At 28.2% G+C, this 15800-nt stretch carries 11 protein-coding genes; all 11 read right to left on the bottom strand.

Annotated elements, in window-relative coordinates:
- Position 1: 1 nt before the first annotated feature.
- The 11 genes from rfbG to P8V03_RS00835 all read right to left on the bottom strand — a co-directional run bounded on the left by rfbG (position 2) and on the right by P8V03_RS00835 (position 15792).
- Entirely contained in the window at positions 2-1093 is a 1092-nt protein-coding gene (rfbG, locus tag P8V03_RS00785) for a CDP-glucose 4,6-dehydratase (protein ID WP_318796380.1), read from the bottom strand.
- A gap of 641 nt (positions 1094-1734) precedes the next feature.
- Positions 1735-2682: a transketolase family protein gene (locus P8V03_RS00790; RefSeq protein ID WP_318796381.1), complete on the bottom strand. Its 948-nt coding sequence runs from the start codon at positions 2680-2682 to the stop codon at positions 1735-1737.
- Positions 2683-3501 carry a transketolase gene (locus P8V03_RS00795; protein WP_318796382.1) on the bottom strand — a complete coding sequence of 273 codons (819 nt, stop codon included), beginning with the start codon at positions 3499-3501 and terminating at the stop codon, positions 2683-2685.
- A gap of 35 nt (positions 3502-3536) precedes the next feature.
- Positions 3537-4733, bottom strand: a complete 1197-nt coding sequence (locus tag P8V03_RS00800) for a class I SAM-dependent methyltransferase (RefSeq protein ID WP_318796383.1) — start codon at positions 4731-4733, stop codon at positions 3537-3539.
- Positions 4720-5805: an NAD-dependent epimerase/dehydratase family protein gene (locus P8V03_RS00805; RefSeq protein ID WP_318796384.1), complete on the bottom strand. Its 1086-nt coding sequence runs from the start codon at positions 5803-5805 to the stop codon at positions 4720-4722. The genes P8V03_RS00800 and P8V03_RS00805 overlap by 14 nt, the downstream gene beginning before the upstream one ends.
- A 376-nt stretch (positions 5806-6181) precedes the next feature.
- A complete protein-coding gene (rfbF, locus tag P8V03_RS00810; protein ID WP_318796385.1) occupies positions 6182-6952 on the bottom strand; it encodes a glucose-1-phosphate cytidylyltransferase in 771 nt (256 codons plus the stop codon).
- A 126-nt stretch (positions 6953-7078) separates the two neighbouring features.
- Positions 7079-9241 carry a glycosyltransferase gene (locus tag P8V03_RS00815; RefSeq protein WP_318796386.1) on the bottom strand — a complete coding sequence of 721 codons (2163 nt, stop codon included), beginning with the start codon at positions 9239-9241 and terminating at the stop codon, positions 7079-7081.
- Positions 9231-11381, bottom strand: a complete 2151-nt coding sequence (locus P8V03_RS00820) for a glycosyltransferase (protein WP_318796387.1) — start codon at positions 11379-11381, stop codon at positions 9231-9233. The genes P8V03_RS00815 and P8V03_RS00820 overlap by 11 nt, the downstream gene beginning before the upstream one ends.
- A gap of 240 nt (positions 11382-11621) precedes the next feature.
- The gene (locus P8V03_RS00825; RefSeq protein WP_318796388.1) at positions 11622-13856 is read right to left on the bottom strand and encodes a glycosyltransferase family 2 protein; all 2235 of its coding nucleotides are present in this window, start codon (positions 13854-13856) and stop codon (positions 11622-11624) included.
- A 132-nt stretch (positions 13857-13988) separates the two neighbouring features.
- Complete coding sequence (locus tag P8V03_RS00830) at positions 13989-14807, bottom strand: flagellin N-terminal helical domain-containing protein (RefSeq protein WP_318796389.1); 819 nt, start codon at positions 14805-14807, stop codon at positions 13989-13991.
- Between the two features lie 166 nt (positions 14808-14973).
- Complete coding sequence (locus tag P8V03_RS00835) at positions 14974-15792, bottom strand: flagellin N-terminal helical domain-containing protein (RefSeq protein WP_318796390.1); 819 nt, start codon at positions 15790-15792, stop codon at positions 14974-14976.
- Between the last annotated feature and the right edge of the window lie 8 nt (positions 15793-15800).

A 15800-nucleotide genomic window follows, 5' to 3' on the forward strand; every position in this document is an offset into this window, starting at 1 on the left:
TCTATTCACTCCATATTAAGTTTTGTATCTTTGCTTCTTTTTCGTATTCGTCTATCTGTTTCAAAGTATATTCATACATATTTTGATTATCATTTTTATAATAAGTCTTATACCAACTTATTGTTTTCTCTACCGCTTTACTAACATTATATGCTGGACTCCATTTTAAGTAAGCCTTAGCTTTACTTATGTCTAATTTTAACGTATTAGCTTCATGAGGATTATAGCCTTTATCTAACACTATAGAACCTTTTCCCCAAGAACTTATAGCTAACTTTATTATTTCCTCTACGTTTAAAACATCTGTATCCTTCGGTCCAAAGTTCCAAGCACTACTATACTTTTCTTTACTCTTAAACATTAATGCACCAAGCCACAAATATCCTGATAATGGCTCCAATACATGCTGCCAAGGTCTTATGGCTAGAGGATTTCTTATAATTATACTTCTATCTTCTGATACTGCTCTAACAAAATCAGGAACTAACCTATCCTCTGCCCAATCCCCACCACCTATAATATTCCCTGCTCTTACGGAAGCTAAGGCTATATCTCTTTCATTATAAAAACTATTTCTGTAGGAAGAAACCACAAGTTCAACACATCCCTTACTAGAACTATAAGGGTCATATCCACCCATTGGGTCTGTTTCCCTGTATCCATAAACCCATTCTTTGTTTTCATAACACTTATCTGTGGTAATAACTACTACTGCTTTTACACTATCTGTACTTTTTGCCGCTTCAAGCACGTTAACTGTACCCATCACGTTAGTTTCATAGGTTTCTCTTGGAAAGTTATATGAATGTCTTACAAGAGGTTGTGCCGCCAAGTGAAAAACTATGTCTGGTCTATACTCTTTAAATACACTTACTAAACTAGAATAGTCTCTAATATCACCAATTATATTGGTAATTTTGTTATCCAAATTACACATTTTAAACATAGAAGGATTAGTTGAAGGCTCTAGAGAGTATCCTATAACTTCTGCGCCCAATTTACTAAGCCATATAGAAAGCCAGGCTCCCTTAAATCCAGTAGCACCTGTAACTAATACTTTTTTATTCTTATATATATTACTAAACTTATTCACTTAATAATTCCTACTCTTTCTAAGTAATAATTTATTTTAAAACATTCCTATGCTGTATTTTTTTGCTTCATATATATTTTTATTTTATATATTTATACGCCATTATTCCAAGACCAATTTTTTTATGTTTTAGTACAGAATCATATTTTAATTTAACTTTACCATTTTCATTTAAATTAATAATATCCTTTCAGAAACTTCTCCACAAACTTGCAAATATCCAAATGTATTATTAAGAACATCTTTCACAGCTATTCCTACAAAAATGTCACCATGATTTTGAAAATTCATTTCTTTCATATTGTCTTTACTACTGTCAAAACCACAAATTATTCCTTCGTTAATAACTTTTCCATTTCTATTTTATATCACATATAGTTTGTTTATATCATTAAATCTTTTAATTATAAAATTACGTGTTGTACTAAATTCTCACACTTGTGAATCTTACCAATGCACTTTACTGCAAGACTTTCTGAAAGCCTGTAGCATATTACATAATCCTATTGTTACGCTTATTTTTTCATTATCCGAATTATACAAATTTATGGTATAAATTCAATAACAAATAATTTAATCGGTAAAGTTTTTTACTATATCTACATTTCTTATCTTAGTTGCTTTTCTTATTTCATATTTCATCAATTGTAACTTTCAAAACCATTTTCATTTAAAATTTTAGTCATTTCATTAAATATATTATCTTCATCAATATTATATTTTTTTCTAAAATAATCTCTGCTTCCAGCACAATCAGCATATACATCTGGTATTCCAAAAGCTTTAAACGTTACGTGCTCTAACCTACTTGATACAACCACTTCTGAAACTGCTGACGCTAAACCACCTATTACATTATGTTCCTCCATAGTAAATATGTATTTTGTATTACTTATACACTCATTTATTATATTAATATCAATAGGTTTTATAGTATGCATACTTATCAAGTTAACGCTATACCCGATTTCTTTTAACCTTTTTGAAATATTTATAGATTGCTCCAGCATATTTCCTGTAGCTATTATTGAAACATCATTTCCTTCAAATACTCTAATAGCCTTTCCTATCTGAAAATTTATATTTTTTTTAGTATATAATCTAGGTTCCCTATTTTTATTTAATCTAATATATGTTGGTCCTCCTATATTCAATACCTGTTCAACAATATTTTCAGTTTCAAATGGGTCACCTGGACATATAACCTTCATATTAGGTAATGATCTCATGATTGCTATATCTTCTATCGCATGGTGAGTTGCTCCTGAGGCTCCATAGCTTAGCCCCCCACCAACGCCTATTAAATTTACATTTAGATTTTGATAACACAAATCAACTCTAATTTGTTCAAAGCACCTCATTGTAAGAAACGGTGCTATGGAGTAAACATATATTTTTTTTCCATTTAACGCTAACCCTGCAGCTATTCCAATCATAGCTGACTCAGCTATTCCTACGTTTATGAATCTATCTGAAAATTCTTTTTCAAAGTTTTCAAATACAGAAAACCCCAAGTCTCCAGTTATTAAATAAATATCTTTATCTTTTCTCGCCATTTCTGTAACTTTATTAATGAATGTTGTTCTCATTTACATTAGCTCCTTTATTGCTAATTCATATTGTTCTTTGTTAGGCGACTTATAATGCCACTCAAGCTTATCTTCCATAAAAGAAACTCCTTTACCTTTGATAGTGTGTGCTATTATAACAGTTGGTTTATCTTTTGACTCATAAGCTTGTTTTAAGCTTTTATATATTTCCTCAAAATTATGCCCATCGATTTCCTCTACACTCCAGTTGAAAGCTCTCCACTTTTCAGCCAAAGGATATAGTCCAGTTATTTTATCAACTGTACCCAATCCTTGAAGTCTATTATTATCTACAATAACTATTAAATCATTTAAATTTCTTGATGCAGCAAACATAGCTGACTCCCATACAGATCCTTCATTACATTCCCCGTCACCCATTAATACAACAGTCTTACACAGTTTTCTATCATTTTTATCACTTAACGCTAAACCACATCCTAAAGGCAATCCATGTCCTAAAGATCCTGTAGAGACTTCTATACCAGGTAATGAATCTTTTTTAGGATGTCCAATTAAATGAGAGCCATCTTCATAATATGTATCTAGTATTTTCCTATCAATAAATCCTGCTTGTGCTAAAACTGCATATAATCCTGAAGAGGCATGACCCTTACTTAGTATAAATTTATCTCTATCTCTATTTTTATAATTTTCAGGAGTAATGTTTAATATTTTAAAATATAGTACAATTAAGATATCAATCATAGATAATGCAGAACCTAAGTGAGAACTACATGCTTTATAAGACATTCTGACTACGTCTTTTCTTATTTTCTTTGATATATTAACCAATTCATTTATCTCTATTTGATTCATTGTTTCAACCTCTATACTCCTAAATTTCATTTTAACTATTCAATAAAATGAGGACTTCCCTTTAATGAAATAATTTTTATTTCATTTTTATAATTTTCACGAATATACTTAGATATTTCATCTTCAAATGAAATTGCAAATACTATTAGAATATCGGGACTATCTTTTTTTATTCTTTCTGGCAAATCTATTTTTACACCTGTAAATGGTATATACTTATCTTTTAAAAATACATTTTTATCATATATTTTATCGATAACCTTTTTATCTAAACCTGACATTGAAAGTAACATAGTAGTTCTATGTGACGCCCCATAACCACATATTTTTAATCCTTTATTTTTTTCTTTACATATAAATTCGTATATACTGTTATAGTAATCTTTCATCCTCTCTATAAATTTATTGATGGTATCTAAATCAATTTTAGTTAACTCACTTGTATAATTCCTAACATTATTACTTTTTCTATAAATCAAGAATATAGATCCACCATGAATATTAACATCTTTTTTATCTATAAGACTAAATCCAGATTTATTAGCTAAATATGTAATAGTTGTTTCTGAAAAATAATTTAAGTGTTCATGAAAAAAGTTTGAATATAAATTTTCTTCAAGAATTTTTTCAATACTTGGTACTTCAATAACCAATAATCCATTATCAGTTAGGCAGCTATTTATACCGTCAAATATACAATCAAAATCGTCTATATGCTCTAGAACATGTCTAACTATAAATAAATCTACTTTATTAAAACTACTATATTTTAAGTTATCTTTCGAGAAGTAAGTAGTTGCTGATTTTATTCCTCTACTATTCCAAGCATCATCTGTCAATTTTTTTGATGGTTCATATCCAAAAACACAGTTATCTCCTATCTCTTTCAGTAGATATAATAACTGTCCATTACTTGAACCGATTTCAATTATATTTTTATTTTTTATATTATAATCTTTATATAGATATTTTGCTACATACTCTAAATGTTTCATATAACTATCTGAGAAAGTCCCAGCATAGCTATATTGTTCGTATATATTATTGTTAACAACTTCTTTTAGCTGTACATGTCCACAACTTTTACAAAATTCAATAGTCATCGGTAACTTTAAAGACATATTCAGCTCTTCTTCATCATAATATAAACCTGCTACAGGTAAAGACTCATAATGAATCAATTCTATTAGTTCCATGCTATTGCAACATCTACACTCATTAATTATTTTCATATTGCTTCACTCCTATCTGATACCACCTAATCATTTTTAGTAACCACTCTTCTAATTTTTCTTCTGGATTATAGTTCAACAATTTTTTAGCCTTATCTATATTAGGACAACATCTTAACGGAGCATTATTTAAATATTCAGCATCATTTTGTTTCTTTAATATATAATTGATATTATTTCCAAATAGTTTGCACATTAAGCTCGCTAACTCTCTTACACTTATTTCTGGATTATCATTTCCTATATTAAAAGCTTCACCGTCATAATTTGAAAATAATAATTTCCAAAACCCAACATGAGCATCCGTTATATAGCAAAATGTTCTTGTTGCTAAGCCACTACTCAATATCTTTATATCTTCTCCATTTAATCCATTGCTGATAAAATCAGCAATAACTCTACCATCATTTAGTTTCATCCCTGGTCCAAATACATGCCAAGGTCTTACTATTTTTGCATGTATCTTATAGTTGATTACATAATTCATCAGCAAGGTTTCACAAAATCTTTTTGTTTCTGTATAGCATGCCCTTGGACCTGTACATAAAACTTTTCCCTCATATACCTCAGATGTTGGTATATTGTCTTCATCAGGATTACCATATATTTCTCCACTACTAAAATATAAAATACTTTTTACACTATTATTAGTACTATATTCTAATATTGTTTTAAGTCCATTTAAATTGGCATATATAGTATCTAGAGTATCATTCAGATAATATTTAGGTGAGGCTTTAGAGGCTGCATGTATTATATAGTCTACATCTTCGTTTATATCAAATGACTTTGATATATCTTGAGTTATAAACTTTATATTTGGATTATTTCTTAAATGTTCTAATCTCTTATAATTTAACAATGGGGAATGAATCATAGCTATAACCTTACAAGGAACTTTAAAATAACACTCATTTAGTACATTTATCGTATCTAAGAAATAACTAGCTAACATACCACTTGATCCAGTTATTAAAATTTTCTTACCTTGAAGTTTATTAAAATCATTTCCTACCCTTTTAATGATACTATGACAATCATTTATGATAATCTCCAATTGTTCTTTATTCAAAGTAATCAACTCCAATGTATATTTATTTGCTGTAAACATAGTTCATAATAATTTACGTATCATTTTCATATTAGCAATAAAAATTATTCCACCTATAATCTCATATTTGAACTTTATTCATATATCATTTACCAGTAATTACTATGTTTCAAGTTTGTTCAAATCTGACTTACTATAACACTAAAGTATATTTAATATCATCTGCCCTTAAAACCTACAACTACAAAGTTATCTTTATCTGTATATGAACTCAATCAATAACCTACAACATTTGCACTGAATTCATTAAACTAAAATAAAATCCGGTAATTTTTAGTACTAGTATATAAAGTAAGTTAAAACTACTTTATCTCTATGTAGCACTTATAAAACATATTTACTTCCATATTTTCCATGGTGCATCTCCATTTTCATACATATTATTCACTACTTCTACATCTTTAAAAGTGTCTAATGCTCTCCAAAACCCGTTATGTTCATATACAGCAAGTTGTGAATCTTTTGCTAAATTCTTTAATGGCTCCTGTTCAAACATACAATCTTCATCCGGTATATAGTCAAATACCCTTTTATTTAATACCATATAACCACCATTAACCATATCCATAAGTACAGGCTTTTCTCTGAATGATTTAACTATTCCATTCTCAACGTCCATTAAACCAAAAGTAGAAAATGGGTGAACACCAGTCAATGTGGAAATTCTATTCTTTGATTTGTGATATTCAAGCAATTCAATTAAGTTAACATCACTTAGTCCATCTCCATAGGTAAACATAAAAGTATTTTCTTCTATATATTTCTCTACTTGCTTCAAACGTGCCGCTGTTCCAGTTTCGAGCCCTGTATCTACAATAGTAATCTTCCAGTTATCTTCTTCTTTTGTCAGATAATCAATATTTTTATTACCATTTATATGAAGTGTAAAATCGTTGTTTCTCCAATACATCTCCATAAAGTATTGCTTAATCATGTCCCCCTTATATCCAACACAAAGTATAAAGTCATTTATACCATAATGAGAATATAATTTCATTATATGCCAAAGTATTGGTTTTCCGCCTACTAATACTAAAGGCTTTGGTCTATATTCTGTTTCTTCGCGCATACGTGTACCTTTTCCACCACAAAGAATTACTGCTTTCATTAGTTTCACCCTCTTTATTAATACATTTCATATATAAGCTTTAACTTAGAACTTAAATTTCCTTTGTTAAATAGCACATTTATATTCGTTTCTATGTATAAATTATACAAGTTGAAATTGAATCAACTACTTCTTTAAAATCATTTGTAATTCTCTATTTGCTTCATTAAAATAAGTTTCACTATTATAATAATCATATACCAGACTCATAATATTACTAATATCTAAGTCTATGTTTTCATTTATAATTTTTCTGCACCAAGGAATTATCATAGAAGTTAAAAGTTTATACTTTTCATTTTTAACAACATCTTCCTTTAACCCAAATTCCTTAAAATGAGTCAATATATCTAAGTAATTTTTAATAAAAACCTCACCAAAGTTATATCCACTTGGCTTATGTTCGCCAGAACCCCTACTTAGAGTATTACCTTTTAAAATGGCAAAATTAGGATTATTTCTTAATAATTCTAATTGAATATATACTTGATTAATATCTGTATAAATAAATTTTTCTTTATCCACAATTTTATCAAACTCATCTTTTTTTACTACCATACCTGATATAAAGGTTGTAACAAAAGATACTTGTTCAACATAATTATTAATACCTTCCCCATTATAAATAGTGAAATTGTCATTTGAAGGAAGCATGTACATTAATGAGCAATTTCTATTTTTATATATCATATCTACTAATTTATAAATCGTCAAATATGCTAAATAATCGTCATCTCCATGTGCAATTACAAATTCTCCTGAAGCTTTTTCTAATACTTTATGAACATTTTTCATTGCCCCTATATTATTTTCGTTTTTATAATATACCAAATTATTATACTTACTTTTATATTTATCTACTACTATATTTGTATTATCTGTAGAATTGTTATCACACACCAAAACTTCAAATAAGCTATCATTTCCTATTTGATTAAATATTGCATACAAACATTTATCTAAGTAATTAGACCTATTATAAGTAAAAATACCTATCGTCAGTAAAGGCTTAAAAGTTTGTCTCTCCTCAATAACCTCCATTAAATGGTTTTCATCTTTTACCTTAATCCATTTTCCTGAAACTCTATCAAAGCATTTTTTAACTCTAGCAGGGCTTCCAGCTACAACGCAATAATCAGGAATGTCCTTAGTAACAACACTATTAGCAGCTATTGTACATCCTCTTCCAATGTGAACATTACCGACTATGACACAATTATTTGCAATCCAGCTACCTTGTCCAATAATAACTTCATTAGTAAAAGATGTTACACCTTGGTACATAATTGGTATGCCTACTTCTTTGTACTCATGATTATGATCTGTAATATGAACATTTGCAGCTATTATAACGTTTTTCTCTATTACTATTTTATTAGTAGCTGAAACAGTAAGCCTTTTCCCTATATCACATCCATCTTCAATAATTATTCTTGGTTCTCCATTAAAATTATTATAAGGTAACATAAGCCTTACATCTTTTTGGATTGAGACATTATTTCCAATTGAGATTCCTTCTGCAGTAAAAATCTCTGCTTCACCCTGTATCCTAGAATTTCGGCCAAACTTGTAAAACTTTTCGCTAGTATTTTTATTTAAATTAACTATATTATTATCATCTCTAAATATCTCTTTTGAATATTCATCTAAAAATTTTTTTCTATAGTCATCATATCTATCTTTTGGATTAAATCCCTCACAATCATGAATACACCAAGCTTCTCTTTGCTTTGGAATTACTATTATATACCCTGACTTAATAAACTCCATACTTTGAGATACATCATGAAAATGCCATCCATCAAATATGTCTTCTTTCCAATGTATATCATATTGAGTTATCATTATTAGTCCATCTATAGCTTTCACTTCTTCATAAGCATTTGTAACTTCATTAAAAGATAAAAGCTCTATCTTACCTGCACGACTATCATACACTTTTCCATACTTATGTATTGATTCCCACCAAATTCCACTAGGGGGAATTGTTTTAGCTCCTGCTACTCCAATCATTCCTACCTTATCATTAGAATTAAAAACACCTAATATATCATATAAAAAATCTTTGTTTATAATATACGTATCTTGATGTAAGTATACCTTATACTTAGCATCTGTATCTTGGATTGCAGCGTTATACGCCGATGTGATACTTTCTGCCTCCTTAATTGAAATAACATCTATTTCATAACCTTTAGGTATATTTAAGTTATTTATGTATAACAAACATTCTTCATATTGTCTATCATCATTTACACAGGTTATAAAACATATTTTTTTATCGTTCATTTGTATCACCTAATATTTCTTCCTTTAATTTTAATATATCACTATCATGATATTTATTAGAGAATGAGTCTAAATAACTTATAGCAGTTTCTTTGTCTCCTAACTGGGATATTATATATGAAATATTGTAAACTGTATCTTTATGATTGGGATTATATTTATAGGATAGCTCTAACATTTTTAATGCATCTATTTGTCTTTGATTATTAAACATATCTATAGCTATAGTGTTAAAAACCTCTTCTTTTTTTATTATATTTTCCATCACTATATCATTTATTACTTCGTAGTTTTTTTTATCTAAATAATTCTTTAGTAGTTTTAAATTTTCATCAATATTAATAGAGTTTTCTATTCTTCTTAAAATAAGCTTTATTTCTTTTACATCTATAGAGTTCTTATTGAGTGTTATTAAATATTCTTTCGTTACATATTGAGATTTCATGTCCTCCCCTGTTAACTTGCAAATATAATCCAATACCATTTCGTTATCAGAAGTTATATTTATAGTTTCACTTTCTATAGTAGTGTTTGAAAAATCTTTATAAGAGAATATCTCTTTAATCTCATTATAGTTGTACATTCTTTTACTATTAAAATCTGCACTTCCCATTAATATTTTTATAAGCTCTTCATAAAAGTTAGAATTCTTTATAGTTACTATCACCTTGCCCGTTTCTTTAAGAAACTTTAGTAGCTTTTTAACTGCTGACCTTGGAGCTTCTGATTTTTCCAAAGTATTTGTAATTATAATGTAATCAAAATAGTTTTCTGGGTAGTAAAATTCATCGTCTATACTTGTTTCTTTTAAAGTAATAAGTTTATGTATAACTTTGGTGGTGTACCTGTTATCATCTATGGCATATAATTTTGCATCTTTAAATATATACTTAATTTTATATAAAAGAGAGCCCGTACCACACCCTATATGAAGCACATTAATATTAGATTTATTTACATCAAGTTTTTCTATAATATCATAATTTACGGAAAAATTCTCTTCTGAACTAAATCCCCATTTATTCATAAATTTAATTGAATTATCATTAAGTAATTTATTGAATTTTTCTGGATTGTCTTTAAAGGAGGTGCTTCCAAAATGATGAACAAAAGTATCATTACAAAGCATTAATTTATATCCCTCAGATTGTATTCTATATCCTAAATCATCATCCTCAAAATTTCCTGGAAAAAATATTTCATCCAGCAACCCTACTTTATCCAAAACAGGCCTTTTAACTAACATACAAAAACCTATCAATTTTACTTTCTGTTCCCATTTTGCTGAATCAGATACATTATATTCATCTGCAAAAGCTACCATTTCTTCTATAGATTTGTATTCTGTTTTTATTGCTTGATAATTTGAACAACTATTACTAACAGCTCCAACTGCCCCAATGTATTCATCACTATATAAACAGTTATTGAGATTTTCAAGCCATCTTGGTGTTACAATTGTATCATTATTTAATAGCAATATATCATTACCTTTTTCTGCTGCTTCTATACCTACATTACATCCACCAGGAAACCCTAAATTTATATCATTTAAAATAACTTTTATATCATTTTGTTCTTTTAACCAATCTCTTGTATCATCAGTAGAATTGTTATCTACAACAATGATTTCATAAGTTCCAGCCTTAGTATATTTCTTTACGCTATCTATGCACAATTTAGTATAGTCTAATTTATTGTATGTTAAAATAACTATACTAGTTTTTAACTCTTTATTACTGAAGTTATCTATCTCTAAATTAGAACTCTCTTCTAATTTATTTATTATTGTATCTACATTAGAAATAAATTCAATATCCTGCGATTTAATCTTAGACTGTGAATAATAATTATATGCTTCCTTATATTGTCTCCTATGCTCATGAATGTAGCCTAGATTAAAAAGTATATCTGGATTACTTTTATCTAGTTCTAAAGCTTTTTTTAGAATAGTTTCAGCTTCATCTAATTCATTTTTCATTATTAATATTACAGATTTCATAGAAAGAATTTCTATATCATCTTTTGTTTCCTCTTCGTATTCTAAAATTAACTTTGTTGCTTCATCCGTAATGCCTTCGTTGATTAACTTTTGTATTTTTTCTTTTATCTTAATTATATATGGTTCTATGTATCTCATTTTGCCACCTCAAACTATCTTATTACCTCTTTAGAATAATATAGATTTTCATATACACTACTACTTATATCGACAATATAATCAATTTCTTTAATTATAAAAAAACAAAGAAACAAGATGTACTGCCTCGTTTCTCCAAGTTAGTTTCTTTACTTTTATAAAACTTTTATAAAATACCTAATAATAACAGTTATGTTTTTATGTATTCCTATTGGTTTTATAAACTATAACTGTTTCTCCTTAGCCTTTACTCAACGTATTTATTATATTTTTAATTTGTATCTTAAATTCTTCATCCTGACACAACTCGTAAGCCTTACTATAATAATATATTGCTGCATCAAAGTTTTGTTTTGATTCCAGAACGCATGCCAAATTATATATTGTATCAAAGTTGTTTTGTTTTAGAATATTTGATATTGCTAAATTAATTAGTGAATTATCCAACTGCCCTTTTAAAAACAATACCACACCTAGTGAATTTTTCACTCTAGTATCATATAGGAATACCCCATCTAATTCTCGTAATATATTTTCAGCTTCATCTAACATATTATTGTTAACAAGTTCTTCAACCTTTGCTAAAATGTTATCTTTTTCTTTTTCCATTTCACTTGAAATTACAGTATCACTAATACTTTCTGTAAAAACTTCCAAAACCTTTTTAAATTCAGGCATTTCTTTAGTAATAGCTTTTAAACCCTTTATGTAATGAAGTTTATCATTACAATATTTACTTATAACGCAGTTTATTTTGTACCAAAAATACTGATATCTATTTAAGATAAACTTACTATTTTCTTCATTAATAGTATCAAAGTTATAGATTTGTTGAATCAAATTAATATTATTTGTAAAAGTTCTTTGTATTAAGTCCTCTAACTTTTTTTCCTGTATATATGATAAGAAAGTCAACTTCATTTCTATCATATTAATAAAACTTAAACTTTTTATATCTGGGCATAAGAAATTATCTTTTTCATAATTATTTAATATTTTTATACATTCATAATCGCTACATACGTAATCCAAATACTTTTCTTTATCTATATTATCAAGTTTTTTTATCTCTTCTAATACAGAAATATCTTCTTTAATTTTTGATTTCAATATCTCTGCTTTCCATGAATAAAAATTCTCATAATTAACCTCTGCATTTTTTATATCTATTTTATTATCAAAAATAATATATTTTAAATAACAACTCATAATTTTATTCAAATCTTTAAAACTGTTGAATAGATTATTAAAATTACTATTTGAACTTTCTAACACAACTCTTTGTATTACAACACTAATATTTTCTATGTCCTTATCTTTTATCTCTTTATTTTTATAAAAATCACTTATTTTTTTGTATTCTTTTTCTTTTATAAAGGAGTATAATATAATCTGATTTAATTCTTCTCTTTCTTTTCTATTTAACTTCTCACATAACTGAATAATTTTCTTATAATTCTTTAATTCATATAAATTAATAATTCTATTCATCAACATTTCACTATGTCTTGAGGTTGAAAAATCAACTACTGTAACATAATCTATATATTCTTTTTTGTTATTTTCATATAGTTCAAAATACTTACCAAAGTATTTTTCTGCTGCAGAATAATTTTTTAAAAAGTTATTACTTTTAGACAGTAAGTAGTAAAAATCTATAAAGTTATCGCCTATTAATATAGCCTTTTCACATACCTCTATAGTTCTTTCATAATTACTACTGTCAAAAAGTTCTATGGCTAATTGTCGATCTACATATAAATATCTTACATCATTTTTCAACTCTTTTTTACTTTTTACTAGCTTATAAGCTTTATTTATTGACTTTAAGGCTTGGTTTTTTTTATTTGCCATGGAATAACTTTGGCATAATTGAAATAAGGTATATATTTCATCTTTTCCTTCATCTAAGTCCTTTAATAATAACTTAATGTTTCTATCATATTTGTACTGCATTAAGTCATAATCATTTCTACAATATCCATAATGATTAAAGGTTATGTTGGTAATGCAGGTTGGTTTTTTGCAGATAGGTTGTTCATGAACCCTTCCTGCATAGTGGAAATCACCTTCATTTTTAAAGAGTCTAATTAATCCTCCTATAACATACATATCTCCTGAAGTATAATTATTAAGCTTAACTACGGCACTATTATATGATTTATATTTTTCTTTAAAAAAACTAATGAGTTCATCAGGATTTTCTAAAACTTCGTCTGCGTCTATTACCAAAATCCAATTACCTTTACAGTAGCTAATACTTAAGTTTCTCATTTCTGCAAAATTATTAGTCCACTGATGTTCATATATTTTTTCAGTATACTTTTTTGCTATACTAATAGTATTATCTGTGCTGCCAGTATCTACTATAATTATTTCATAATTCACATTATTTTTCAAAGGTTTTAATGCTTGTAAACATTTTTCTATGTTTTTTTCTTCATTTTTAACAATCATCGCTATGCTTAGTAACATTATATATCTATCCTTCCAAGGTTAATTCTTAAATAATGACTATCAATCACAGAGTATTAATTAAAAAATAAGATATGCTAAACTTAATATAGTTTTGCATATCTTATTTTTTAGCTATTCTTCACTATTAAATTATCTTAATAATTGAAGAACTCCTTGTGGTTGTTGATTAGCTTGAGCAAGCATTGCTTGTGCAGCTTGGTTAAGAATGTTATTCTTTGAGAAGTTCATCATTTCTTTAGCCATATCAACATCTCTAACTCTTGATTCAGCTGAGCTTAAGTTTTCAGAAGCATTATTTAAGTTAGCAATAGTATGCTCTAATCTATTTTGTACTGCTCCAAGTTTTGATCTTTCTTTTGATACTGCTTCAATTGCATCATTTACTACACAAATTGCAGCTGTTGCATCAGCTGCACTGCTTACTGAACTAGCTACTGAAGCAACACTTAAATTGGAAGCTTGCATTCCTGAGAAAGTAAGAGTTATTTGTTGATCCTTATTAGCTCCAACTTGGAATTTTACTCCAAGAGAAGTTGCACTAAACATTGTTTGAGTATTGAATTCAGTTTGTGTAGCAATTCTATCGATTTCTGAAGTTAATGCAGTTAATTCATCCTTTATTGCGTTTCTATCTGCTGTAACGTTAGTATCATTTGATGCTTGTACTGTTAACTCTCTCATTCTTTGAAGAATTGAGTGAGTTTCATTTAATGCTCCTTCTGCTGTTTGGATCATTGAGATACCATCTTGTGAGTTTCTTGAAGCTTGGTCAAGACCTCTGATTTGTCCTCTCATTTTTTCAGATATTGCTAGTCCTGCTGCATCGTCTCCAGCTCTGTTAATTCTTAAACCTGAGCTTAATTTCTCCATTGATTTTCCAGCTGCTGCTGTGTTTGCAGTCATTTGTCTATGAGAGTTCATAGCATTCATATTGTGATTGATTATCATAATAATATTCCTCCTTGATTTTTAAATTGTGGAATTCCTTTTCCACCCTTTTTATTTATATATCATTATTAAAATCTAAAAAATTTAGATTCTAGTAGATATCGAATTGTTACTACTTAATACAATTTTGGATATCTTATTTTTTCAGTTATTCTTCGCCATTAAATTATCTTAATAATTGAAGAACTCCTTGTGGCTGTTGATTAGCTTGAGCAAGCATTGCTTGTGCAGCTTGGTTAAGAATGTTATTCTTTGAGAAGTTCATCATTTCCTTAGCCATATCAACATCTCTAACTCTTGATTCAGCTGAACTTAAGTTTTCAGAAGCATTATTTAAGTTAGCAATAGTATGTTCTAATCTATTTTGTACTGCTCCTAGTTTTGATCTTTCTTTTGATACTGCTTCAATTGCATCATTTACTACACAAATTGCAGCTGTTGCATCAGCTGCAGTGCTTACTGAACTAGCTACTGAAGCAATACTTAAATTTGAAGCTTGCATTCCTGAGAAAGTAAGAGTTATTTGTTGACCCTTATTAGCTCCAACTTGGAAGTTCACTCCAAGAGAAGTTGCACTAAACATTGTTTGAGTATTGAACTCAGTTTGTGTAGCAATTCTATTGATTTCGCTAGTTAAAGCAGTTAACTCGTCCTTTATTGCGTTTCTATCAGCTGTAACGTTAGTATCATTTGATGCTTGTACTGTTAACTCTCTCATTCTTTGAAGAATTGAGTGAGTTTCGTTTAAAGCTCCTTCTGCTGTTTGAATCATTGAGATACCATCTTGTGAGTTTCTTGAAGCTTGGTCAAGACCTCTGATTTGTCCTCTCATTTTTTCAGATATTGCTAGTCCTGCTGCATCATCTCCAGCTCTGTTAATTCTTAAACCTGAGCTTAATTTTTCCATTGATTTTCCAGCTGCTGCTGTGTTTGCAGTCATTTGTCTATGAGAGTTCATAGCATTCATGTTGTGATTGATTATCATAATAATAT

Source organism: Clostridium tanneri (assembly GCF_033659955.1).
Classification (GTDB): Bacteria; Bacillota; Clostridia; order Clostridiales; family Clostridiaceae; genus Clostridium_AM; species Clostridium_AM tanneri.

What these genes read in the sequence shown, in the direction of transcription:
- P8V03_RS00820 (WP_318796387.1), bottom strand. Translation starts at nt 11,381, where the DNA reads ATGAGATACATAGAACCATATATAATTAAGATAAAAGAAAAAATACAA.
- P8V03_RS00795 (WP_318796382.1), bottom strand. Translation starts at nt 3,501, where the DNA reads ATGAATCAAATAGAGATAAATGAATTGGTTAATATATCAAAGAAAATA.
- rfbF (WP_318796385.1), bottom strand. Translation starts at nt 6,952, where the DNA reads ATGAAAGCAGTAATTCTTTGTGGTGGAAAAGGTACACGTATGCGCGAA.
- P8V03_RS00815 (WP_318796386.1), bottom strand. Translation starts at nt 9,241, where the DNA reads ATGAACGATAAAAAAATATGTTTTATAACCTGTGTAAATGATGATAGA.
- P8V03_RS00825 (WP_318796388.1), bottom strand. Translation starts at nt 13,856, where the DNA reads ATGTTACTAAGCATAGCGATGATTGTTAAAAATGAAGAAAAAAACATA.
- P8V03_RS00790 (WP_318796381.1), bottom strand. Translation starts at nt 2,682, where the DNA reads ATGAGAACAACATTCATTAATAAAGTTACAGAAATGGCGAGAAAAGAT.
- P8V03_RS00835 (WP_318796390.1), bottom strand. Translation starts at nt 15,792, where the DNA reads ATGATAATCAATCACAACATGAATGCTATGAACTCTCATAGACAAATG.
- P8V03_RS00800 (WP_318796383.1), bottom strand. Translation starts at nt 4,733, where the DNA reads ATGAAAATAATTAATGAGTGTAGATGTTGCAATAGCATGGAACTAATA.
- P8V03_RS00830 (WP_318796389.1), bottom strand. Translation starts at nt 14,807, where the DNA reads ATGATAATCAATCACAATATGAATGCTATGAACTCTCATAGACAAATG.